This is a genomic window from Pseudomonas sp. efr-133-TYG-5, from assembly GCF_030209175.1.
Lineage (GTDB): Bacteria > Pseudomonadota > Gammaproteobacteria > Pseudomonadales > Pseudomonadaceae > Aquipseudomonas.
The window spans coordinates 88,926-111,756 of sequence record NZ_JARVSM010000008.1; the positions used below are offsets into that span (position 1 = coordinate 88,926).

The 22,831-nt window shown below is 63.6% G+C and carries 18 protein-coding genes; 14 read left to right on the top strand and 4 right to left on the bottom strand.

Going from position 1 to position 22,831, the window contains the following annotated elements:
* Positions 1-3 precede the first annotated feature (3 nt).
* The 4 genes from QRN70_RS24370 to QRN70_RS24385 are packed head-to-tail and all read left to right on the top strand — an operon-like array spanning position 4 to position 3,859.
* The gene (locus QRN70_RS24370) at positions 4-1,227 is read left to right on the top strand and encodes a hypothetical protein (RefSeq protein ID WP_285420439.1); all 1,224 of its coding nucleotides are present in this window, start codon (positions 4-6) and stop codon (positions 1,225-1,227) included.
* Positions 1,228-1,256: 29 nt separating this feature from the next.
* Entirely contained in the window at positions 1,257-1,997 is a 741-nt protein-coding gene (locus QRN70_RS24375) for a molecular chaperone (RefSeq protein ID WP_285420440.1), read from the top strand.
* A gap of 47 nt (positions 1,998-2,044) precedes the next feature.
* Positions 2,045-2,548 carry a CS1 type fimbrial major subunit gene (locus QRN70_RS24380; RefSeq protein WP_285420441.1) on the top strand — a complete coding sequence of 168 codons (504 nt, stop codon included), beginning with the start codon at positions 2,045-2,047 and terminating at the stop codon, positions 2,546-2,548.
* 51 nt (positions 2,549-2,599) lie between these two features.
* A complete protein-coding gene (locus QRN70_RS24385) occupies positions 2,600-3,859 on the top strand; it encodes a hypothetical protein (protein ID WP_285420442.1) in 1,260 nt (419 codons plus the stop codon).
* Between the two features lie 31 nt (positions 3,860-3,890).
* On the opposite strand, the gene QRN70_RS24390 is transcribed toward QRN70_RS24385, so the two are convergent.
* Complete coding sequence (locus QRN70_RS24390) at positions 3,891-7,034, bottom strand: transglycosylase domain-containing protein (protein WP_285420443.1); 3,144 nt, start codon at positions 7,032-7,034, stop codon at positions 3,891-3,893.
* Positions 7,035-7,623: 589 nt separating this feature from the next.
* On the opposite strand from QRN70_RS24390, the gene QRN70_RS24395 reads away from it, so the two are divergent.
* From QRN70_RS24395 to QRN70_RS24410, 4 genes are all read left to right on the top strand, one after another.
* Entirely contained in the window at positions 7,624-9,045 is a 1,422-nt protein-coding gene (locus QRN70_RS24395) for an amino acid permease (protein ID WP_285420444.1), read from the top strand.
* Positions 9,046-9,216: 171 nt separating this feature from the next.
* On the top strand, positions 9,217-10,689 hold the full coding sequence (locus QRN70_RS24400; RefSeq protein ID WP_285420445.1) for a glucosyltransferase domain-containing protein: 1,473 nt from the start codon (positions 9,217-9,219) through the stop codon (positions 10,687-10,689).
* 114 nt (positions 10,690-10,803) lie between these two features.
* Complete coding sequence (locus tag QRN70_RS24405; protein WP_285420446.1) at positions 10,804-11,166, top strand: polysaccharide synthesis protein GtrA; 363 nt, start codon at positions 10,804-10,806, stop codon at positions 11,164-11,166.
* Complete coding sequence (locus QRN70_RS24410) at positions 11,163-12,815, top strand: glycosyltransferase family 39 protein (protein ID WP_285420447.1); 1,653 nt, start codon at positions 11,163-11,165, stop codon at positions 12,813-12,815. The genes QRN70_RS24405 and QRN70_RS24410 overlap by 4 nt, the downstream gene beginning before the upstream one ends.
* Here QRN70_RS24410 and QRN70_RS24415 read toward each other — a convergent pair.
* Both QRN70_RS24415 and QRN70_RS24420 read right to left on the bottom strand, forming a co-directional pair.
* A complete protein-coding gene (locus tag QRN70_RS24415; protein WP_285420448.1) occupies positions 12,736-14,355 on the bottom strand; it encodes an FMN-binding glutamate synthase family protein in 1,620 nt (539 codons plus the stop codon). The two genes, QRN70_RS24410 and QRN70_RS24415, sit on opposite strands and share 80 nt — an antisense overlap.
* Positions 14,356-14,510: 155 nt before the next feature.
* Positions 14,511-15,311 carry a helix-turn-helix transcriptional regulator gene (locus QRN70_RS24420; protein ID WP_285420449.1) on the bottom strand — a complete coding sequence of 267 codons (801 nt, stop codon included), beginning with the start codon at positions 15,309-15,311 and terminating at the stop codon, positions 14,511-14,513.
* Positions 15,312-15,436: 125 nt separating this feature from the next.
* Between QRN70_RS24420 and QRN70_RS24425 the strand changes: the two genes are divergently transcribed.
* From QRN70_RS24425 to QRN70_RS24445, 5 genes are all read left to right on the top strand, one after another.
* Complete coding sequence (locus QRN70_RS24425) at positions 15,437-16,258, top strand: carbon-nitrogen hydrolase family protein (RefSeq protein WP_285420450.1); 822 nt, start codon at positions 15,437-15,439, stop codon at positions 16,256-16,258.
* A 207-nt stretch (positions 16,259-16,465) separates the two neighbouring features.
* Positions 16,466-17,791: an APC family permease gene (locus tag QRN70_RS24430; RefSeq protein WP_285420451.1), complete on the top strand. Its 1,326-nt coding sequence runs from the start codon at positions 16,466-16,468 to the stop codon at positions 17,789-17,791.
* 74 nt (positions 17,792-17,865) lie between these two features.
* The gene (locus QRN70_RS24435; protein WP_285420452.1) at positions 17,866-18,300 is read left to right on the top strand and encodes an NUDIX hydrolase; all 435 of its coding nucleotides are present in this window, start codon (positions 17,866-17,868) and stop codon (positions 18,298-18,300) included.
* Between the two features lie 22 nt (positions 18,301-18,322).
* Positions 18,323-18,961 carry a LysE family translocator gene (locus QRN70_RS24440; protein WP_285420453.1) on the top strand — a complete coding sequence of 213 codons (639 nt, stop codon included), beginning with the start codon at positions 18,323-18,325 and terminating at the stop codon, positions 18,959-18,961.
* A gap of 2 nt (positions 18,962-18,963) precedes the next feature.
* Positions 18,964-19,494 (top strand): GNAT family N-acetyltransferase, encoded by a 531-nt coding sequence (locus QRN70_RS24445; protein WP_285420454.1) that lies wholly within the window; start codon positions 18,964-18,966, stop codon positions 19,492-19,494.
* Here the strand turns inward: QRN70_RS24445 and metR are convergent.
* Entirely contained in the window at positions 19,478-20,395 is a 918-nt protein-coding gene (metR, locus tag QRN70_RS24450; protein WP_007953158.1) for a transcriptional regulator MetR, read from the bottom strand. The two genes, QRN70_RS24445 and metR, sit on opposite strands and share 17 nt — an antisense overlap.
* 111 nt (positions 20,396-20,506) lie before the next feature.
* Here metR and metE point away from each other — a divergent pair, with 111 nt between their 5' ends.
* On the top strand, positions 20,507-22,819 hold the full coding sequence (gene metE, locus QRN70_RS24455; protein ID WP_285420455.1) for a 5-methyltetrahydropteroyltriglutamate--homocysteine S-methyltransferase: 2,313 nt from the start codon (positions 20,507-20,509) through the stop codon (positions 22,817-22,819).
* Positions 22,820-22,831 lie beyond the last annotated feature (12 nt).

Consider the following 22,831-nt stretch of genomic DNA (forward strand, 5'->3'; position numbering starts at 1 on the left):
ATCATGAAGAAAACCTCCTGTTGGCTGGCGTTGCTGGCCGTACTGGGCCTGCCGACGGCGCAGGCCGCGAACCAGGAAATCCGTGCGCTGTTTCAGCCGGATCCGGCGCAGCCGTGGAAAAACGTGTTTATCAACAAAACGCCGAACAGCGGCTATTGCGCGACTTTTCCGAGTGAGTGCGTCGACAACAATATGTTCAGCATTCAGGTGCCGATCCGTTTCAGCTCGATCAGCCCGCTGTTCGCCGGCAATGGCGTGTGGGTGATCGCGCCCACGGACTGGCGGCGGTTGACGGTCACCAACCATGAGACGCAGGAAGTCAGCACGGTGGAAGTGCGGATCACCGGCCTCGGCTCGCGTTTCGTGCTCAGCCGGCCGGTCACCGAGCTGGCGGGTGACCCGGACGTGCTGGAAGCGCACCGCAAACTGTGGACCAGCAGCTCGTGGGTGTATGCACCGCCGCCGTGCCTGTACAGCGGCGTCGGCGCCTACAGCCCGACCACCTACCGGTTTTTCTGGAAAACCCCGCAACAGGGCAACTGCATCAAAGTCGCGGCGCGGGATGTCGGTCATCTGTATTTCGAGTCGCTCGACATCGCCTACGAACTGCGCACGCCGAATCCGCTGGCGATGTCGTCCGGGCTGTACACCGGTTCCCTGACCTACAGCGTCGGCCGCGGTGGCGCCGACTTCAACATGGGACCGTTCATGGACGCTGACGACAACAGCCTGACCCTGGATTTCGTGCTGGACGTGCAACACACCTTGAAGGTCGATATGCCGCCCGGGGGCGAGCGGGTTTCCCTGCAACCGGAGGGTGGCTGGCAGCGCTGGTTGAGCACCCGCCAGGTGCCGAACCGGATCTTCCGCGACCAGACCTTCCATATCTCGGCCAGCTCGCGCTTCAAGATGTTCCTGGAGTGCGAAAGGGGCACGCTCAGTGCCTGTTATCTGTTCAACCGTGACAGCACCTCGGCGGCAAAACTGGATATCAAGGTCAGCCTGCCCAACGGCCTGACCGACACCGCCGGGCGCCCGGTCAATCACCAGCTACTGCTGCCGGGCGAATCCAGTGCGGTGGTGTTTCAACCCGGGATCTATGTCGATCGCCAACAGGGAACGTTGCATTTCGATGTCGCCAGCACCGCCATCGAACCCCTTCTGACGGCGAACAAAGGCAACAACTATTCCTCCACGGTGGTGGTGATTTTCGATTCGGAAATATGAGCGTTCCTTTCCAACAGAGGTTTGTCTAGATGAAATACGTGATGGTGTTCGTCGGTATTTGTATGGTCTGCCTGAATGTCCAGGCCGGGCCGAACATCAATATCGGCGTGGTGTATGACTACCTGGCCGGCGATAAAAGTACCTATCTCAAACGCGTCTACAACAGCGGTGACAGCACGGCGTTCGTCAAGATCAACGTGCTCGAGATCATTTACAACAGCGACGGCACGTCCAGCGAAGTACCGGTCAAGGTGCAGGCCGATGCCAGTGCGCGCGATGGCCTGATGGCCAGCCCGGCGCGGTTGATCATCCCGGCCCAGGGCATGCAGGGCACCCGCCTGCTGTTCATGGGCGAGCGTGACCGGGAGCGTTATTTCCGCGTGCGTTTCGTGCCGGTGGTGCCGGAAAAGGAAGACGAGTTCGCCGTGTCCAGCGAAGAGCGCGAGGATTACAGAAAATCCCTGACCGCAGGCGTCAACGTGATGGCCGGGTTCGGCACGATTTTCTTCGTGCGGCCCAAGGACGCCCGTTTCGACAGTGTCATCGAGGACGGGCCGACCACTTACCGCGTGCGCAACAACGGCAATACGGTGGTGGTGGTCGACGAGTTCAAGAACTGCTCGAAGGCCGATGAGGCGGACTGTGAACCGACTACCAAGCACCACGTCATGGCCGGTCGGGCATTTGAATTCGAAAAGCAGGCCGGGCGCGAATACCGCTTCATCCTGGTCGAAGGTGACGCCAGGAAGAACCTGCGTATCGCCGGTTGAGACCGATCGCCACGCCGCTCTTTCCTGCACGCAACGGGTAACTGAACATGATCAAGCAATGCATCGCTCTGACGTCGGCTGCTGGCCTGGCGTTGCTGAGCAACTGGGCATTCGCTGCCCGGGAAACCCTGGAGTTCTACGTCTCCGTGGACATCCCGACCCTGGATTTCTACGTCATTCCCAGCGAGTCCGACTGGATTCATCGCGAGCAGATTCTGCACTGGGATGTCAGCACTGACCGGCTCGGAGGGTTGCGCAGGAATTTCGACGTCAGGCACGACAGCGGCGCGGTTGAAGCGCGGCTGGAAAGTTACCCGTACCTGACCAATGGCCGGGACTCGCGCGAGAACATCAACCTGCGCGTGCTGTTCAATGGCAAAGAGCTCAGCCACAACCCGCAGCCCGTGCAGGTGGTGACGGCCGAGGAGGCCCGGGTCGGTGTGCGCGTGCCCCTGGAAATCGAGCCCCGCGAGCAGGTGGGGGGGTATAAGCCGGGTGACTACTACGGCTCGGTCAGCATCATTTTCAACGCCGCGGCTCCGGGGGGCTGAGCCAGGATTTCTCCGCGGCGAAAACAAAGCGTTCAGCGCAAGGAAGTGTCAATGAAGTTCAGCTTTCGACCACTCACCCAAGCTGCCAGGGGATCGGTGTTGGTTTATCTGGTGGGCGGCCTGCACGCCTTGTCCGCCCAAGCGATAACCCAGGAAATTCGCGCCAGTTTTGTTCCCGATCCGGCCAATCCGCAACAAAACCGCTTCATCGACCGCACCCCGCAAAGCGGTTACTGCGGCATGTACCCCAATGACTGCAATCATTACAACCTGTACGGCGTGCGGCTGCCGCTGAGCTTTGCCTCGATGCGCTCGATCGAGCCGGGCGCTGCGCAGCGCCAGGGGGCGATGTTCAAGATGCCCGCGCAGTGGCGCAGCCTCGCGGTGCAAAACGTCGTCACCGGCGAAGCCGAGACGGTGCAGATCCGCCTCGGCGGCGTCGGCTCGCAATATGTGCTCAGTGACACCGCGGTCAACCTGACCGGGGCCGCGACCGATCAGGAAGCCCACCACAAGCTGTGGGGCACCAGTTGGCTGTTTGCACCGAGGCCCTGCGAGAGCGGGGCGATGGGCTCCCATGGGCCGGACGCCTATCGGTTCTTCTGGCGTACCCCCAGCGAAGCGGTCTGCAGCAAACAGGCGGCGTTCAGCATTCCGTGGATGTCCTACGATTACCTGGACGTGGGCTATGAATTGCGCATGCCCAACCCGCTGGGCATGTCCTCGGGCCTGTACACCGGGGAGCTGACCTACACCGTGGGCCCGGGCGGCGACCTGGACATGGGCGACAACATGTTGCCGGACAACTCGAGCCTGAGCTTCCGCTTCGTCCTCGATGTCCAGCACGTGCTCAAAGTCGATCTGCCGCCCGGCGGCCACCGCATCGAATTGCTGCCCCAGGGTGGCTGGCAGGCCTGGCTCCAGGAAGGCCGCCGACCCACTCGGCTGTTCCGCGACCAGACCTTCAATATTTCCGCTTCTTCACGCTTTCGCATGTTCATCGAGTGTGAGCACGCCGGCATCGGTGGCTGCAGTTTGCGCGACGCGCAGAGCGGGAGCATTTTTCCCCAGGTCAACATGAGTGTCAGCCTGCCCGCCGGCATTACCGACAGTGCCGGCCAACCGGTGAAGAACCGCCAACTGACGGAATCCGCCAGCGACACCCTGTTCCAGCCGGGCGTGTATGTGGACCGGGCCCCGGGAGTGCTGCACTTCGAGGTGCCGAGCTACTACATGGAGTTCATGCTGCAACACGGCCAGGCGAAGCGGTTTGCCGGCAACGTCACGGTGATCTGGGATTCGGAGGTCTAGCGCTGGCGCCAGGTGCGAGCCACCTGGCGCCTCAGTCCCGAGCCGTTGCGCCAGCGTCGAGCGACGCCACGGTCGGCGCTGGCGCCGGCACGCATTGCGAATGGCTGCCCGGTTGCAGGTAGTTGTTGAGGATCGGCGCCATGCCCTTGAGCACCTGGACGGGCAGGGCCGAGGTGAACTTGAAGTTTTCCGCCGAGCGCCCGGGGACGTACGCGGTCAATGTGCCGAAGTGGCTGTCGCCGATGTAGAACACGAAGGTCGCCGTGCGGTTGATCGACTTGGAGCTGAGAATCCGCCCGCCGGAGCCGATCGCCTCGATGCGGTTGTCACCGGTGCCGGTCTTGCCGCCCATGGCCAGAGGCGTGCCATCGGCCAGTTTGAAACTGCCCGCCACCCGTTTCGCCGTACCGGCATCGACCACTTGCGACAGCGCTTCGCGCATTGCCCGGGCGACCTCCGACGGCATGACCCGTTTGCCCACGTGCGGGTCGTTGACCAGACGGGTTTCGTACGGCGTGCCTGCGGCGAAGTGCAGGCTGTCGATGCGCAGCGTCGGCATGCGCACGCCGTCGTTGAGAATGGTGCCGATCAGCTCGGCCAGCGCGGCAGGGCGGTCGCCGGAGCTGCCGATGGCGGTCGCCAGCGACGGCACCAGGTGATCGAACGGGTAACCGACCTTCTGCCAGCGCTGGTGGATCTCGAGGAAGGCCTCGATCTCGAGCATGGTGCGGATACGACTGTCGCGCGCACCCTTGTGCTTGCTCTTGAACAGCCAGCTGTAGACTTCCTGACGCTCGAATTCGCTGGCCTTGACGATCTGGCTGAAGGTCGCGTCCGGGTGATTGAGCAGGTAGCCGATCAGCCACAGGTCGAGCGGGTGGACCTTGGCGATGAAGCCCTGGTCGGGCAGGTCATAGGTGCCGGGACCGTAGGCCAAGTACAGGCGTTCGAGGCGCTCGTCGGTGAGTTTTTCCGTGATCTTCACGCCTTTGAGGTGCGAGCGGACAAAGCTGTTGAAGTCTTCCTGGCTGGCGTTGGGCAGCAGGTAGCGGTGCACGGCGGCCATGCGGATCGGGGTCGGGCGCATGCTGTCGAGGAAGGTTTCCAGGCGCGCCTGGGTGTCCTTGTTCCTGTACTTCTTCCAGAACTTGAGCAGGAACGAGGTGCCTTCGCGGTCGGCGAACGAGGCGAGGTATTCCTGACGACGCGGGTCGCGGTCGTCCTTGAGCAACTCGGCGCTGTTGTTCGGCCCGGAGTAGGTGGTGTAGCGCACCAGGTCGCGCATCAGGCGGATGAACGGCAGGTTGATCGATTCGCGCAAGGCATCGCGCAGGGTCGGCATGCGCCCGTTGTCTTCCTTGCGAAAGTTGTGGAACACATGCAGGCCGCCACCGGTGAAGAACGCCTCGCCCGGGCTGGCGGAATATTTGCGGTCGAGCGCTGCACCGAGCATTTTCGACAGGTCGCGATCCTTGTTCTGGATCAGGTAGTCGATGACCCACTGGCTCAGGCGATCCTGTTCCGGCACCTCGACTTTCTTCAGCTCCGGCACCGCCATGCCGGCGTACTTGTCGTGCAGTTCGGCAATGATCTGCAGGTAGGTGGTCAGCACGCGCATTTTCGCCGTCGAGCCGAGTTCCAGTTTGCTGCCCTCGTTGATGTCGAACGGCTGGTCGGTGCTGTCGGTCTGCACCCGCACCCGCGAGCCGTCCGGGGTCAGCTCGAACAGGGTGAAGCTGTAGCGCACCTGGGTGGTGCTGGTCGGGGTCAGCAGGCGCTCGCCGAGCAGGCCGACTTCGCTGGCGTAGGCCGGGTCGGCAAGCTTCTTCAGGTAGGCGGTGGCCTGGGTCTGCAGGTCACCCTGCAGGGTGCTGGTGGCCGACAGGTCGAGGCGGTCGAGGTCGTACAGCGGCCGGTTGAGCATCGAGGCCAGGCGACTGCGGGCGACACTGATGCCCTTGTTGGTTTCGATTGGCTGAATGGTCGGCTGCGTCTGCCAGTCGCGATAAGTGACCTTGCTGGCCAGCGCGGCATCGGCCAGGGCGGTGTCGATCACGCCGTTCTGCTTGAGCAGGCGCAGGTGGCTGTCGGTGAGGTCGGCCAGCTCGTCGTGGCCCTTGGACAGGTAATGCGAAGGGCGGCGCTGGGCGATCATCAGCGAGAGCATTTCGCGCAGCGCCAGGCCCTTGGCCGCCATGGTTTTCGCGTCGGTGGCGGGGCTGGCCAGGGTTTCATTGGCCTGATTGAAATCGGCGCCGTACCAGACCCGCAAGCCCTCGGCCATGCCGTGCACTTCGCCATGCCCGGGGACGGCCGACAGCGGCACGCTGTTGAGGTAGTCGCGAATGATGTTCTGCCGCGCCGCCAGGGTTTGCGGGCCGTTCTGATAGGCGCGCACGCTGGCGGAAATCATCTGGCGGATTTTCTCCGCGCCGGACACCGTCAGGCCGTCCGGTGAGTGGCGGTATTTTTCCAGTTGCGTGGCCAGGGTACTGCCGCCGGCCGATTGCCCCGGCAGGTGCAGCAGCTTGGCCACCTGCGACCAGGCGGCCATGCCGAAGCGTGGCCAGTCCACCGCAGGGTTGGCCAGCGGTTGCTTGGGATCGAGCAGGAAGCGGTTCTCGATGAACAGCAGGCTGTTGACCACCACCGGCGGAATCGCCGCGAAACTGGCGTACAGCTGTTGCGGGTATTGGTACTGATAGAGCGGCGCGGCGCGGCAGTCGGTGATCGACAGCCCGGCCTGGATCTTTTCCGAGTAGGGCACGAACAGGCCCTTGTCGGTGTAGCCGAGCAGGGCCGCGGAGAAGCGTGTCTGCTCGGTGATCACATAATTGCGCTTGAGCAGCCGCGGTAGAAACTCATCCAGCGAGCTGTAGCCCAGGCGCAGGTCGAACGGCCCGTTGCCCGGGTAGCGGATCGCTTCGCTCGGGCCCGGTTGCAGCTCGTACTTCAACGTTGCCGCGTACTGGCTGACCTCCCGCGCCTGGAAACGCGAGGTGCGCATTTCCTTGGCCGCAGCCAGGCCCACGACTATCGCAATAATCAGCAACAGGAGCCAGAAAGCCTTCCACCCGTGCCGGCTGCGGCGGGGTTTTTCAGGTATAGGCGCTTCATCCACACGTTCAGTCGGAACCACGGTTTTACTCGAATCGGTTTGCCACAAAGCGCCCATAGTCGATTGATCCATTCACGCAGATTGATCGGACTTGTCTGAAGCTTAGTCGGTGGTTGGCGCTGGTGAAAAAATTGTGAAGGTCGAAGAGAGGCCTGCCATCTGAACAATTCTGCCCGCGCCAGGCTCAAGCGCCGGCCCGCCCCCGCGGGGCCGCCAAACCGTTGAAAACCTCAGGGAGCGCAGCCCAGTCCAAAACCGGCAACTTCCCTCGTCACAACACTCACAAGCGTTGCAAACGCCGGACTAGAGCCTTGGCCCGTTTGAGCGAAGCGCAGCCGGGGCATGACCGTGCACCATTGCTGTGCAATACTCGCCAGCCGCTTCGACAGTGGATTTTTCTGACATTGGCAGACAAAGTTTCTCCGTGAATGGCTAAATCCACCAGAGTTCTCTCTGAATCTTGGGTCTTATAGAGTGAATTGCCCTGTCGCAAGCTTTTTATACTGCACGCCCCGCTGATCCTGCAGGTCGCTCCTGCAAGACGCCTCTGCCCACGAAGCAGGCGCGGTCTGGCGAGGTGACGGCTTATCGGCCGGCGCCTCGACACTCGGTGGTCAAATCCAATAACAAGACGAGGTTGTCCCCCATGCCCGTAGGCAATCACCTGCCCCATGGCGAAACCGCTCAGGGCGGTCCGCTCAAACGCGAACTCGGCGAACGGCATATCCGCCTGATGGCACTCGGCGCCTGCATCGGCGTCGGCCTGTTCCTCGGCTCCGCCAAGGCCATCGAAATGGCCGGCCCGGCCATCATGCTGTCCTACATCATCGGCGGTCTGGCGATCCTGGTGATCATGCGCGCCCTCGGCGAAATGGCCGTGCACAACCCGGTGGCCGGCTCCTTCAGCCGCTACGCCCAGGACTACCTCGGCCCGTTGGCGGGGTTCCTCACCGGCTGGAACTACTGGTTCCTGTGGCTGGTGACGTGCGTGGCGGAAATCACCGCCGTGGCGGTGTACATGGGCATCTGGTTCCCCGACGTCCCGCGCTGGATCTGGGCCCTGGCGGCACTGGTCAGCATGGGCTCGATCAATCTGATCGCCGTGAAGGCCTTCGGTGAATTCGAATTCTGGTTCGCCCTGATCAAGATCGTCACGATCATCGCCATGGTGCTCGGCGGCGTCGGCATCATCGCGTTCGGCTTCGGCAACGATGGCGTGGCTCTGGGCATTTCCAACCTGTGGAGCCACGGCGGCTTCATGCCCAACGGCGTGCAGGGCGTGCTGATGTCGCTGCAGATGGTCATGTTCGCCTACCTCGGCGTGGAAATGATCGGCCTCACCGCCGGTGAAGCGAAGAACCCGCAAAAGACCATTCCCAATGCGATCGGCTCGGTGTTCTGGCGGATCCTGCTGTTCTACGTCGGCGCGCTGTTCGTGATCCTGTCGATCTACCCGTGGAATGAAATCGGCACCCAGGGCAGTCCGTTCGTGATGACCTTCGAACGCCTGGGGATCAAGACGGCGGCCGGCATCATCAACTTCGTGGTGATCACGGCGGCGCTGTCGTCGTGCAACGGCGGCATCTTCAGCACCGGGCGCATGCTCTACAGCCTGGCGCAGAACGGTCAGGCTCCGGCCGGGTTCGCCAAGACCTCGAACAACGGCGTACCGCGTCGCGCCTTGCTGCTGTCGATTTTCGCCTTGCTGCTGGGCGTGCTGCTCAACTATCTGGTGCCGGAAAAAGTCTTTGTCTGGGTCACCGCGATTGCCACCTTCGGCGCGATCTGGACCTGGGTGATGATCCTCCTGGCCCAGCTGAAATTCCGCCAAGGCCTGAGCGCCAGCGAACGGGCCGGGCTCAAATACAAGATGTGGCTGTACCCGGTCAGCTCCTACCTGGCGCTGACGTTCCTGGTGCTGGTGGTGGGCCTGATGGCGTACTTCCCGGACACCCGCGTGGCGTTGTATGTCGGCCCGGCGTTCCTGGTGCTGCTGACGGTGCTGTTCTACGTGTTCAAGCTGCAACCGCGGGATGCGGCGCAGGGCGCGGTGCGTTCGGCGTCCTGACCCGGCATCCGCCCCTCAGAAAAGCCTCGGTCGATTGATCGGGGCTTTTTTTTACACGCGCGTCGACCACTAGTCCGAAAGGTGCAGCGGGCAACGACTTCTGGCGCCGGGTGAACTCCAATGCACAGGCATCCCCCGAACTCCTCCACGGCAGTGATCAGAGGCGCAGACATGAGGGCCAGGGCGTTTCTCGAACGAGAGCTCAGTCAGCGTCAGGTCGTGCTGTTCTTTCTGCTCGCCGGCGGCTTGTTCATCCTGCCGCTGATCCTTGCCGACTTCCCCTACATCGACGACAACTGGCGCACGCTCGCCGCCGGCAATGCCTGGGCCGGGCAAGGCCGGTTGTTCGCCGACTGGCTGTATCAGGCGCTGACCTTCACTGGCGCTGCACCGAACATTTTTCCACTGCCGCTGTTGCTCGCTTGCGTAGCGATGTCGTTCGCTCTGACCCGGCTGACCTTTCACTACTTCCCCGAACCGAGCCTGGCCTGTTGCCTGGTGGTCCTGCCGCTCTGGTACAACCCGTTCCTGCTGCAGAACCTGTCCTACCAGTACGACGGTCCGGGCATGCTCCTGAGTCTGGTTGCGGTGGTTTACGCCATCACCTTCCAGGCCGCGTCCCGGGTCCGCCAATGGCTGGTACCGGCGCTGTTGCTGGCATTGGCGATCGGGCTGTACCAGATCAGCGTCAATGTGTTTCTCGGCTTGTGTTGCGTCGAGCTGGTCAGGGCCGTCGAGCAGCGACGGCCGGCGGCAGAGCTGGGCAACCTGCTCGCCGGCAAACTGGCGCAACTGGGCCTCGGCGTCCTGATCTACAGCGTCACGGCGTACCCGTTCATGACGGTCACGGCGCGCGGCGATCTGCTCGATTGGAGCCGCCAGCCGCTGCTGCAGATCGGCAGCAATCTGAGCCGGACAGGGGCCAACGTGGCGTTGCTGTGGCATGGCGGATACGCCTGGCTACTCGTGGCGCTGGGGCTGTGTGCCGCCTGGGCTATCGCGCGCTGCGGCCGCTGGCCGTGGCAACTGGTCTGTCTGGCGGCGCTGGCCGTGACCGCGCTGCTGGTGCCGGGCATCACCCTGGTGTTTCGCGACTTCAACGACGGCGCACGGACGTTGATGGGCTACGGCGTATGGCTGCTGTTGCTGTGCTATCTGGCGTATCGGGCGCTGGCGTCGGTGCACCGCCGGTTGCCGCTGCTGCTGATCGTGCCGCTGCTGGCGACGCTGTCGTTGGCGTTTGCCTACGGGCGGGTGCTGACGCTGCAGAAAACCTTTGCATCGGCAATCGTGTTCAGCCTGGGCCACGACATTGCCGCCCATCGCGAACTGTACGCGGCGAAACGCATTTACCTGTCGGTGACCTACTCCGATCGCTGGCTGCTGGGCGCGAGCGGTTCGTTCGAACAGTTGCCGGTGTTGCATTACCTGCTCAATGTCGACTACGCCGTGCTCGCCGAAAACCTGCCCGGTGTGGGCATCGGCAACGTGGTTGCCGAACGTGAGCGGCGCAACGCCACCCGCGTCGGCTATCGCGGCTATCCCGCGCTGCTGGAGACCCGCTTCTATCGGATTTACCTGCTCGGCGACTACGGCTTCATCGTGCTCAAGGAGCCCGCGCCGATCGACCACCTGCGCTGGTGAGGCCTGACCGTTGGTCCGGATCTGCCGTAGACCTGTAATTTCTGACAGTAGACCGTTGCCCGCGCCTGACATAGCTTGGAAACCTCCCCTACCGGGCACTGGCCAGGCTGCGCGATGAAGCGATTTTCCGCATTGCTGATCATCGGACTCGCCGATGGATTGATCCATTGGCAGGTGTTTTTCGTCCTGTGCACGGCCCTCGGGTTGACGCAGGCGACGAGCAATTTTTTCGCCTATTGCGTGGCGGCCGGGTTTTCGCTGTATGTGAATACGCTGTACAAATTCGAGGCGGCGAACTCGGTGTTCGCGTACCTGCTGTTCAGCGTGTCGATGGGCGGATTGAGTTACGCCATCGGCGCGCTCGCCGACGCGCGTGATTGGCAGGGGCTGCTGACGGTCGCGCTGTTCACCCTGTTGAATCTGGCGCTGGGCTACGGCTTTTTTCGCTGCGTGGTCTGCCGCGGGGAGCGGCAATGAAAGCGTTGCCGGCGGCCGCGGCGGGCAACGTTGCACCCGGCGCAGTGCTGATCGAGCGGCTCGCGCTGATGGGGCTTGTGCTGCTGGCGCTGGGCGTGCGCTGCTACTCGATCAGTGTGCCAGCGATCTGGTATGACGAGGCTTACAGCCTGCTGCTGGCGCGGGAAACACCCGCGCGGATCTGGGCGTTGACCGCGCTGGATGTGCATCCGCCGCTGTATTACGTGCTGCTGCATTACTGGGGCATGGCCTGGGGCGATTCCGCCGGGGCGGCACGGGGCTTGAGCGTGTTGGCGGACGTTGGCAGCGTGTTGCTCGGCATCAGGCTGATGCGTCTGGTGGCCACGCGGCGGGCGACCTGGATGGCGGCACTGTTGCTGGCGCTGCTGCCCGTTTCGGTGCGCTACAGCCAGGAAGTGCGGATGTACACCCTGCTCGGATTCTGGCTGATGGCCGCGACCGTGGCGCTGGTCTGCTGGGCGCGCACACCCGGGCAAAAACGCTGGCCGTGCCTGTACGTGTTGCTGATGAGCGCGGCGTTTTACACGCATTATTTCGCCGCTGGCTGCGTGCTGGTGCATTGGCTGTTCTGGTGGCGGGCGCGAGCGGATCACGCCGCGAGCCTTTCACTCTGCGCATGGTGCCTGGCCAACGCGGCGATTGTGCTGTTGTTTGTGCCGTGGCTGCCGAATCTGCTTGAACAGTTGTCCGCCGGTGTCGCGGCGTGGATCGAGCCTGTGACCGTGCAGGCCGCGCTGGGGCTGCCCTGGCAATTCATGTTGATGGAGCCGCGTGTGGCACCCGCGTCGTGGTGGCGGCTGGCGCCTTTGCTGCTGGTCGTGCTCTGCGCAGCGCTGATCGTGGCGCAGGGCACCGGCGAACGGCGCTACCGGCCGCTGCTGCTCGGCTATTTTTTTGTTCCGACGATCTCGCTGTTTGCCCTGGCGCTGTTCATGCCGCTGTTTCTCGCGCGCTACCTGGTGTTCGCGGCCCCCGGCGTTCCCCTGCTTATCGCCGTGGCACTGGACTCGTTGGCACGCCGATACCCGCGCCCGGCCATGGCGCTGTTCGTGCTGGTGGTCGCCGGACAGTGCTACGGCCTGGCGATGGTCTATCGCCAGGCCGATGGCATGAATGGCACCGAGATGCGCCGGGACTTCCGGTTGGATGGGCTGGCCAGCCAGATCGAACGCGAGGCCCAGCCCGGCGATGACATCGTCCTCGACTCGCTGATTTCGTACTTGCCGTTTCTCTACTACAACACCAGCGCCATTGAGCCGCGGTTTCATGTGCGCACGGCGTTCCCGGCGTTCCTCGCCTCATCGGTTCGCGGTGGCTACGCGCTGATCCCGCCCGCCAGGCGCTGGATCTATTTCCATGACCCGGCGCTGGTGCAATGCCGCCGGCACCGAGTCTGGTGGATACCGCTGGAATCGCCCGATCACTTCCGCACCCTGTTCAGCGGCGATTGGCAAACGCGGCAGACGCTGTGGAGCGGTTCGGCGGCGGCCTACCTGTTCAGCGTCGACACTGCGTCAGCCGCGATCACGGTCGACGCGGCGCGAGGCCTCACGCCGCCGCCACCTCCTGCGGCTCGAAACTGTCAGCCCGGGCCATCTGCCACATCCGCGAGTAGAACTCGCCATTGACCTCGCCCGTGAGCAACTCACCTGGTTTGAGGAACACATGCAGCTGCGAGAACAGTTTGATCTCGGTCGCCGACATGCGTCGCACCAGATGCTTGGCCGAGAGCTGCGAGGGGTGTTCGAGGCCGGCGGCCGCGAGCATTTCCGCCAACGCCTTGAGGGTATTGCGATGGAAGTTGTAAACGCGCTGGGCCTTGTCCGGGACGACGAGGGCGCGTTGGCGCAGGGCGTCCTGGGTGGCGACACCGGTCGGGCATTTGTTGGTGTGGCAGCTTTGCGACTGGATGCAGCCGATGGCAAACATGAAGCCGCGCGCCGAGTTGGCCCAGTCGGCGCCGATGGCCAGCACGCTGGCGATGTCGAAGGCGCTGACGATCTTGCCGCTGGCGCCGAGCTTGATCTTGTCGCGCAGGTTCAGCCCGACCAGGGTGTTGTGCACGAACAGCAGGCCTTCGCGCATCGGCACGCCAATGTGGTCGGTGAACTCCACCGGGGCGGCGCCGGTGCCGCCCTCCTTGCCGTCGACGACGATGAAGTCCGGAAGAATCCCGGTCTCCAGCATGGCCTTGGCGATACCCATGAACTCCCACGGGTGGCCGAGGCAGAACTTGAAACCCACCGGTTTGCCGCCGGACAGCTCACGCAGTTGCTGGATGAACTGCATCATTTCGATCGGCGTGGAAAACGCGCTGTGACGCGACGGCGAGATACAGTCCTCGCCCATCAGGATGCCGCGCGTATCAGCGATTTCCCGGGTGACCTTGTGCTTGGGCAGGATCCCGCCGTGGCCGGGTTTGGCGCCCTGGCTCATCTTGATTTCGATCATCCGCACCTGCGGGTTCTGCGCCTGGGCGGCGAAACGCTCGGGGTCGAACCGACCGTCACTGGTACGGCAGCCGAAGTAGCCGCTGCCCAATTCCCAGGTCAGGTCCCCGCCGTGTTCGCGGTGATACGGGCTGATGCTGCCTTCGCCGGTGTCGTGGGCGAAGTTGCCGAGCTTGGCGCCCTGGTTCAGCGCACGAATGGCGTTGGCGCTGAGCGAGCCGAAGCTCATGGCGGAAATGTTGAACACCGAGGCCGAGTACGGCTGCGTGCACTGCGGGCCGCCGACGGTGACGCGGAAACTGCTCGGGTCGCTCAGCGGCGCCGGGCGCATCGAGTGGCCGATGAATTCGAAGCCGGACTGGTACACGTCAATCAGTGTCCCGAACGGTTTGTCGGCGGTTTCATTCTTCGCTCGAGAGTACACCAGCGAACGCTGGGCGCGGGAGAAGGGCAGGGCGTCGCTGTCGGACTCCAGCAAATACTGGCGGATCTCCGGGCGGATGCCTTCGACCAGGTAGCGGATGTTGCCCAGGATCGGGTAGTTGCGGCGCACCGCGTGCGGGCTCTGCAGCAGGTCGAACAGGCCGATCAGGCTGAGCACGCCGGTGACGGCGGTGATCGGCCACAGCCAGTCGTGGGCGAGAAAGGGCAGGCTGGCGAGGGTGAAAACCACGCAGACGGCAAAGAAGGCGTAGCGGCTCAGGAGTGACAGGCTCATACGGTTTCCTTGGTTCGGACTTGAATTGTTCAGCGCCGCAGATCCCTGTGGGAGCGAGCTTGCTCGCGATAGCGGTGGGCCAGTCAACGCATATGTCGGTCATGACGGCCTTTCGCGAGCAAGCTCGCTCCCACAGAAAAGCTCACAGCGCTGTATCAGGCGTTCTGGGCCTGCAGGAAAATCGAAAACAGCTCGGACTGGGACTTGATCCCCAGCTTGCTGTACATGTGTTTCTTATGGACTTTCACGGTTTCCACGGAGATTTCCAGCTTACGAGCGATTTCTTTACTGGAGCAACCGCTGAGCATCAGGCGCCCGACATCCAGTTCGCGGGCGGTCAGTTGCGCGCCCTTGAGCTGCTGCACCGACGCTTCCAGTTGCACCCGCCAGTCGGTGGGCGCGGGGGCGGTGGCCAGCGCCACGGTTTCGTTGATTTCATAGGGCAGGCGCTGCCGCAACAGGCCCAGCACCCAGGGCTGGATCAATGACAGCAAAGCAATCTGCTCGCCAGTGAAACGTTTTTCACTGCCCAGTGACAGGCACAGCGTGCGCTCGCCTTCGAGCTGGCAATTGAACTGGATTTCATCGGCGACCACATTCAGACGAAAGTAGCGCTGGTAGTACTCGGTCAGCTCGAAATGCTCCGGGGCCACTTCCGAGAGGCGATACAGGCCGGTGCGCGATTGCTCGCGGCAGGCGATGTAGAACGGGTCGAGCAGGTACAGGCCGCGCAGGTAATCCTGGAACAGCTGATCCGGCGCGCCGTCCGCGCCGGGGCATTCGGCGAACACCTGCGGGTGGCGGTCGGCGCTGAACAGCAGCGCGACCCAGCTATCGAAACTCACGTACTGATCGAGCAGGCGCACCAGTTGCGCCCAGAAATTCGGCTTGTCGAGGGCGTCGATCAGTTGCCCGACGGCCCGGTGCCAGGTGATGTCGTCAAACGAAACGCGCATGGTGCTACCCCTATCGGGTTACCCCGGCCGCGTAATTCCCTGGCCGGTCGGATGCCAAGCATACTGGCCCACAGACAGCCACCGGGCAATCTTTCCGCGTCCGGCGCTCATCACAAGGAATGCCCATGAAAGTCGAACTCGCCCAACTGGCGGGCCGTGACCATGCCACGGCCTATAACCTGGAACGCGCCCTCGCGGCGATTGCCGCCTGCGCGCCCGACACGCACTTGATCGTGTTTCCGGAGACCCACCTGATGGGCTTCCCCACCGCCGCGACGGTGGCGCAGGTCGCCGAGCCGCTGGACGGCCCGAGCGTGCGCGCGGTGCAGGCCGCCGCCCGCGAGCGCAACATCGCCGTGGTGATCGGCATGGCCGAGAACGACAACGGCCGCTTCTACAACACCACGCTGTTGATCACCCCCGAGGGCATCGCCCTGAAATACCGCAAGACCCACCTCTGGGCTTCGGATCGCGGTGTGTTCGAGGCCGGTGACCGTTACGCCACCTGCCTGTGGAACGGCGTGCGCGTCGGTCTGCTGATCTGCTACGACATCGAGTTCCCGGAAAGCGCCCGTGCCCTGGCGCAACTGGGCGCCGAGCTGCTGATCGTGACCAACGGCAACATGGACCCGTACGGCCCGACCCACCGCACCGCAATCATGGCCCGCGCCCAGGAAAACCAGGCGTTTGCGCTGATGGTCAACCGTGTGGAAGCGGGGGATGACGGCTTGATGTTCGCCGGCGGCAGTGCCCTGGTCGATCCGCTGGGCACGCTGTTGTTCGAGGCCGGGCGCGCAGAAGCGACGTTCAGCGTCGAGCTGGATTTCAGTCAGTTGCAGATTGCGCGCAAGGATTATCGCTATCTGGATGATCAGCGGTTGAAGCTGCCGGGGGAGGTGGTGGAGCACGCGTGCGGATTGCGTGAGTTGCTGATTCCTGCGCGCTGATCCGGGTTCTGTGTCGGTCGGGCTGACGCCTTCGCGAGCAAGCTCGCTCCCACAGGGGAGCGGGGTCACTGTGGGAGCGAGCTTGCTCGCGAAGAGGCCAGTCCAGACAACACACCTGCTGGATCGAAAAAAAAACAAAGCCACACCCGAAACCTTCGCCGAACTCGGCTCTGCCATAAATCCAATAACATTCGGAGTAAGTCGCCCATGGCTCGTTTGCAACGCACCCTTTCACTGGGGTCGGTGGTGCTGTTCGGCATCGCCTACATGACGCCGATCATTGTCCTCGGCACCTTCGGCATCCTCGCCCAGTCCACTGCCGGCAAGGTGCCTGCCGCCTATCTGGCGGCGCTGGTGGCGATGTTTTTCACCGCCATGAGTTACGGGCGCATGGCCGCCGCGTTCCCGGTGGCCGGTTCGGCCTACAGCTACGTGCGCAAGGCGATCAGCCCGAAACTCGGCTTCATCGCCGGTTGGGCGGTGCTGCTCGATTACCTGTTCCTGCCCATGGCGATCTGGCTGATCGGCGCGGCGTATCTGGCCTCGGCCTTCCCGGCGGTGCCGCAATGGATCTGGGTGCTGGCGTTCATCGGCATCACCAGCGCGATCAACATCGTCGGGCTGAAGCTGGCCAACGGCATCAACGCCTTGCTGATGCTGGTGCAATTTCTGGTGTTGAGCGCTTTTGTCGCGCTGTGCGTGCATTACGTCGGCGGCGATGCCAGCAAGCCACTGTGGTCGCTCACGCCGTTCTTCAACGGCGACATGCAGCTGCCGCTGATCATGAGCGGCGCGGCCATCGCCTGTTACTCGTTCCTCGGTTTCGACGCGGTCAGTACGCTCACCGAAGAAACCCGCGATCCACGCCGAACCATTCCGCGGGCGATCATGCTGATCACACTGATCGGCGGGCTGATCTTCGTCGGCGTGTCGTACTTCGTGCAGATCGCCCACCCCTCGGTGCAGTTCGACAGCGTCGACTCGGCGGCCTATGAAATCGCGCGCAACATCGGTGGCGACCTGTTCGTGTCGATCTTCCTCATCGGCCTGATCGTCGGCCAGTTCGCCTCGGGCCTGTCCGCCCAGGCGAGCGGGTCGCGGCTGCTGTTCGCCATGGGCCGTGACGGCGTGCTGCCCAAGTCGTTCTTCGGCACCCTGCACGCGCGCTTCGGCACGCCGGTCAACAGCATCCTGCTGTGCGCCGTGGTCGCGCTGCTGGCGCTGAAACTGGATGTGACCACCTCGACCTCGTTTATCAATTTCGGCGCGTTCCTCGCGTTCAGCCTGGTCAACCTGTCGGTGATTTTTCACTACTGGATCGGCGGTGAGAAAAAGGGCCCGCGCGAGTTGCTGCTGTTCCTGGTCTTTCCGTTCATCGGTCTGGTCGCGGACTTGTGGCTGATGGTCAGCCTCGATCACCTGGCGGTGTATCTGGGCCTGAGCTGGCTGGCGATCGGCGTGGTCTACCTGGCGGTGCTGACCGGCGGCTTCCGCCGCCAGCCGCCGGAAATGGACTTCCAGGAAGCTGCCTGACGTGCCGCGCAGCCTTTGCTCACGAACGGCAAGCGTGTGATCCTTGCCGTTTTTCAGTCACAGGCTTTCCGTTCATGTCGATGCCGTCCCCCGAAGCGACCTCCATCATCCGCATCGCCGCTGCGCTGTTGCTCAACCGCGACGGCCAAACCCTGCTGGTGCGCAAGCGCGGCACCACGGCGTTCATGCAGCCGGGGGGCAAGATCGAGGCGCATGAGTTGCCGGTGCACGCCCTGGCCCGCGAACTGGAAGAGGAACTGGGGCTGGTCATCGATCCGGCGCGGGCGACGTTCCTCGGCCAGTTCTCGGCGCCGGCCGCCAACGAGCCGGGATTTGTCGTCGAGGCCGAGATCTTTCAGCTGACCATCGCCTCTGACGTGACCCCGGCGGCGGAAATCGAAGAGGTGCGCTGGATCGATCCGGCCACCGATGGCGATGTCGTCCTCGCACCCTTGACACGTGACTTGATCCTGCCGTTTTATCGAGCCTCGCTGACCGCGCTCGCCTGACTATCCCGCACAGGACGCCACCATGATTCCGCTCCAGGACCTGCTGATCTTTGCCGCCGCCGCGTTGCTCATGGTGCTGACGCCGGGGCCGAACATGATCTACCTGATCTCCCGTTCGATCTGCCAGGGACGCAAGGCCGGGGTGACCTCGTTGCTCGGCGTGGTAGCGGGATTCTTCGTGCACCTGTTTGCCGCGGCCGCCGGTTTGACCGCCGTGTTTCTCGCCGTGCCGATGGCTTATGAAGTGTTGAAGTGGGCCGGTGCGCTGTACCTGCTGTGGCTGGCCTGGCAGGCAGTAAAACCCGGCGCCCGCTCGCCGTTCGAGGCGCAGCAATTGCCGGCGGATTCCGCGCGCAGACTGGTCACCATGGGCTTTCTGACCAGCGCCCTGAATCCGAAAATCGCGGTGTTCTACCTCTCGGTATTTCCGCAGTTCATCAGCCCGGAACACGGCTCGGTGTTCGCCCAGAGCATCATCCTCGGCCTGACGCAGATCAGCGTCAGTTTCTGCGTCAACCTGTTGATTGCGCTGTTCGCCGCGGGCATCGCCGCGTGGTTCGTCAATAACCCCACCTGGCTGGCGGCGCAGCGTTATTTCATGGGGTTTGTGCTCGGCGGCCTGGCCGTGCGGCTGATGCTTGAACAGCGCAAGGCAGGTTGAACATGTGGATCGAACGGCTGGACGCCAGTCATGCGCTGGCCTACCGCGAGTTGATGCTGGAAGCGTATGACCGCCATCCGCAGGCATTCACCTCCAGCGTGCGCGAGCGCGCAGCGATGCCGCTGAGCTGGTGGGAATCACGCCTGACCAGCAAGCTCGACGCGGTGTTCGGCGCGTTCGAAGACGGTCGGCTGGCGGGCATCGTCGGCCTGGCGTTCGAGCCTCGGGAAAAGGCCCGGCACAAGGCAACGGTATTCGGCATGTACGTGTCGGCTGAATTTCGTCAGCGCGGGCTGGGGCTGAAATTGATGGAGGCGGTGCTGAGTGAAGCGCAGCGGCATCCGGTGCTGACAGTCATTCAATTGACCGTCACCGCCGGCAATGACGCGGCGCTTCGTCTTTACCAGCGCTGCGGCTTCGTCCAGTTCGGCCTCGAGCCGATGGCGGTGCGGGTCGGCGAGGACTACTTCGACAAGATCCACATGTGGTCCGCACCGGATTTGCCAACCGCCCGCCTCAACGCACCGCGCTGACCCCATCCAGCGTCGAGAACGAGGTGTCCTTGGCCGTCAGGAGGAAGTCGCGCATGTACGGCGCATCCAGCATGTCGGCGCGGATCGCCGCGTACAGCGTGGCGAACAGGCCTTTTTCGCCGAGCCGCTTGCCCTTGACGTAACCGCGCGAGCTGTATTCATGCAGCGCCCAGTGCGGCATGCCACACACGCCACGGCCGCTGGCGACCAGTTGCATCATCATCACCGTCAGCTCCGAGGTGCGTACCTGCGCCGGCTCGATGTCGGCCGGTTCGAGGAAGCGGGTGAAGATGTCGAGGCGGTCGCGTTCCACCGGGTAGGTGATCAGGGTTTCCGTCAGCAGGTCTTCCGGGACGATGTACGGTTTGCTCGCCAGCGCGTGCTGGTTGGCCACGGCGAGCATCGCTTCGTAGGTGAACAGCGGCACATAGGTGATGCCGGCGATTTCCAGCGGATCGGAGGTCACCACCAGATCGAGGTCGCCCCGGGCCAGGGCCGGCAGCGGCGCGAAGGAGAAGCCCGAGGCGAGGTCGAGTTCGACTTCCGGCCAGGCATCGCGGAACTGGTCGATGGTCGGCATCAGCCACTGGAAGCAGCTGTGGCATTCGATTGCCATGTGCAGGCGCCCGGCGGTGCCACCGGCCAGGCGGCCGATGTCGCGTTCGGCGGCGCGCAGCAGCGGCAGGGTGGCATCGGCCAGTTGCAGCAGGCGCAGGCCGGCGCTGGTGAAGCGCACCGGTTTGGTCTTGCGCACGAACAGCGGCATGCCCATGCGCTCCTCCAGTTCCTTGAACTGGTGGGACAGCGCCGATTGGGTCAGGTGCAGGCGGTCGGCGGCATCGACCAGGCTGTCGGCCTCGCGCAAGGCGTGCAGGGTTTTCAGGTGACGGATTTCAAGCACCGGCAGGCTCCATGAGAAAAACTTGTGATCAACACGAAAATGTTGAGTTTGTCTCATGTTGGTCCGACTGTCGACAATGGCGCCATCTTTTACTCATGGAGCACTTTCGACATGGCCGTGGCCCACACCCTTGGTTTCCCGCGCATCGGCGCCGACCGCGAACTGAAAAAAGCCCTCGAAGCCTACTGGAAAGGCGACCTCGACCAGGCAGCCCTGCATCAGGTCGGGCGTGAACTGCGCGCCAGCCACTGGCAGTTGCAGAAAGACGCCGGCATCGATCTGCTGCCGGTCGGTGACTTCGCCTGGTACGACCAGGTGCTGAGCCACTCGCTGACCTTCGGCGTGATTCCCGAGCGCTTTGCCGGCACCCGTGACGAGCACGGCCAGTCCACCCTCGATACTCTGTTCGCCATGGCCCGCGGTGCCACGACGTCCTGCTGCGGCACTGCGCACGAGCAGCCGCAGTACGCGCAGGAGCTGACCAAGTGGTTCGACACCAACTACCACTACCTGGTCCCGGAATTCAGCGCCGAGCAAGCCTTTCAGCTGAGCTGGGAACAACTGTTCGACGAGGTCGAAGAAGCCCAGGCGCTCGGCCACCAGGTCAAGCCGGTGATCATCGGCCCGCTGACTTACCTGTGGCTGGGCAAGGCCAAGGGTGATGCCTTCGACAAGCTCGACCTGCTCGAACGCCTGCTGCCGGTGTACAACCAGATCCTCGTGCGCCTCGCCGAACAGGGCGTGGAGTGGGTGCAGATCGACGAACCGATCCTCACCCTCGACCTGCCCCAGGCGTGGAAAAGCGCCTTCGAACGCGCCTATCACATCCTCCAGTATTCGCCGCTGAAAAAACTCGTGGCGACCTACTTCAGCGGCCTGCAGGACAACCTCGGCCTGGCCGTGGGCCTGCCGGTGCAGGGCCTGCACATCGATGCGGTGCGTGCGCCGGAGCAGCTTGGCCAGGTGCTCGATCGCCTGCCGACCTACAAGATTCTCTCCGTCGGCCTGGTCAATGGCCGCAATGTCTGGCGCTGCGAACTGGAGCAGGCACTGGCCCAGTTGCAACCGGCCCAGGAGCGCTTCGGCGACAATTTGTGGGTCAGCAGTTCCTGCTCGCTGCTGCACTGTCCGGTGGATGTGCGCCGCGAAGACCAGCTCGATCCGGAGCTCAAGAGCTGGCTGGCCTTTGCCGTGCAGAAATGCGGTGAAATCGCCGTGCTGCGCGATGCGCTGAACGACCCGCAGGCGCCGCACGTGCGCGCCGCGCTGGCCGCCAGTCAGGCCGTTACGCAAAGCCGCGCGCAATCGCCGCGTATCCATAAACCCGAAGTGCAGGCACGGGTCGCGGCCATCAATGCTTCGCACAGCCAGCGCCATTCGCCGTTCGCCAAACGCAGCGTGGCCCAACGCGCGCGTCTGCGCTTGCCGACGTTCCCGACCACCACCATCGGTTCGTTTCCCCAGACCGCCGCGATCCGCCTGGCCCGTCAGGCATTCAGGCAGGGCAAGCTGTCGGCCAGCGATTACACCGACGCCATGCACAGCGAAATCCGCCACGCCGTCGAAGTTCAGGAACGCCTGGGGCTGGACGTACTGGTGCACGGTGAAGCCGAGCGCAACGACATGGTCGAGTACTTCGCCGAGCAGCTCGACGGTTACCTGTTCAGCCGTTTCGGCTGGGTCCAGAGCTACGGTTCGCGGTGCGTCAAACCGGCGGTGATCTACGGCGACCTGAGCCGCCCGCAGGCCATGACCGTGGACTGGATCCGCTACGCGCAGAGCCTCACCGACAAGGTCATGAAAGGCATGCTGACCGGTCCGGTGACCATGCTGATGTGGTCGTTCCCGCGCGAAGACGTGTCGCGCCAAGTGCAGGCGCAGCAACTGGCGCTGGCCTTGCGTGACGAGGTGCAGGACCTGGAACGGGCCGGGATCAAAATCGTCCAGATCGACGAAGCGGCGTTTCGTGAAGGCCTGCCGCTGCGCCGTGCGCAATGGCAGGAATACCTCGACTGGGCGGTCGAAGCCTTTCGCCTGAGCGCGAGCGGCGTGCGCGACGAAACGCAGATTCACACCCACATGTGCTACAGCGAATTCAACGACGTGATCCAGGCGATTGCCGCCATGGACGTCGACGTGATCACCATCGAGACCTCGCGTTCGGACATGGAGCTGCTCGACGCCTTCGAAGCGTTCGACTATCCCAACGACATCGGCCCGGGCGTCTACGACATTCACTCGCCACGGGTGCCGGACACCGCCGAGATGGTCAACCTGATGACCAAGGCCGTGCGGCGCATCCCGGCCGAGCGGCTGTGGGTCAACCCTGATTGCGGCCTCAAGACCCGCGCCTGGCCGGAGACCGAAGCGGCGCTGATCAACATGGTCGCGGCGGCGCGGCAATTGCGCAGCCGGTTGGCGTAACGAACGGGGAGC

Coding starts and splice junctions, on each gene's coding strand:
- QRN70_RS24380 (WP_285420441.1), top strand. CDS start 2,045: ATGATCAAGCAATGCATCGCTCTGACGTCGGCTGCTGGCCTGGCGTTG.
- QRN70_RS24440 (WP_285420453.1), top strand. CDS start 18,323: ATGATTCCGCTCCAGGACCTGCTGATCTTTGCCGCCGCCGCGTTGCTC.
- QRN70_RS24430 (WP_285420451.1), top strand. CDS start 16,466: ATGGCTCGTTTGCAACGCACCCTTTCACTGGGGTCGGTGGTGCTGTTC.
- QRN70_RS24395 (WP_285420444.1), top strand. CDS start 7,624: ATGCCCGTAGGCAATCACCTGCCCCATGGCGAAACCGCTCAGGGCGGT.
- QRN70_RS24405 (WP_285420446.1), top strand. CDS start 10,804: ATGAAGCGATTTTCCGCATTGCTGATCATCGGACTCGCCGATGGATTG.
- metE (WP_285420455.1), top strand. CDS start 20,507: ATGGCCGTGGCCCACACCCTTGGTTTCCCGCGCATCGGCGCCGACCGC.
- QRN70_RS24410 (WP_285420447.1), top strand. CDS start 11,163: ATGAAAGCGTTGCCGGCGGCCGCGGCGGGCAACGTTGCACCCGGCGCA.
- QRN70_RS24385 (WP_285420442.1), top strand. CDS start 2,600: ATGAAGTTCAGCTTTCGACCACTCACCCAAGCTGCCAGGGGATCGGTG.
- QRN70_RS24400 (WP_285420445.1), top strand. CDS start 9,217: ATGAGGGCCAGGGCGTTTCTCGAACGAGAGCTCAGTCAGCGTCAGGTC.
- QRN70_RS24425 (WP_285420450.1), top strand. CDS start 15,437: ATGAAAGTCGAACTCGCCCAACTGGCGGGCCGTGACCATGCCACGGCC.
- QRN70_RS24375 (WP_285420440.1), top strand. CDS start 1,257: ATGAAATACGTGATGGTGTTCGTCGGTATTTGTATGGTCTGCCTGAAT.
- QRN70_RS24415 (WP_285420448.1), bottom strand. CDS start 14,355: ATGAGCCTGTCACTCCTGAGCCGCTACGCCTTCTTTGCCGTCTGCGTG.
- QRN70_RS24445 (WP_285420454.1), top strand. CDS start 18,964: ATGTGGATCGAACGGCTGGACGCCAGTCATGCGCTGGCCTACCGCGAG.
- QRN70_RS24420 (WP_285420449.1), bottom strand. CDS start 15,311: ATGCGCGTTTCGTTTGACGACATCACCTGGCACCGGGCCGTCGGGCAA.
- QRN70_RS24370 (WP_285420439.1), top strand. CDS start 4: ATGAAGAAAACCTCCTGTTGGCTGGCGTTGCTGGCCGTACTGGGCCTG.
- QRN70_RS24435 (WP_285420452.1), top strand. CDS start 17,866: ATGTCGATGCCGTCCCCCGAAGCGACCTCCATCATCCGCATCGCCGCT.
- QRN70_RS24390 (WP_285420443.1), bottom strand. CDS start 7,034: ATGGGCGCTTTGTGGCAAACCGATTCGAGTAAAACCGTGGTTCCGACT.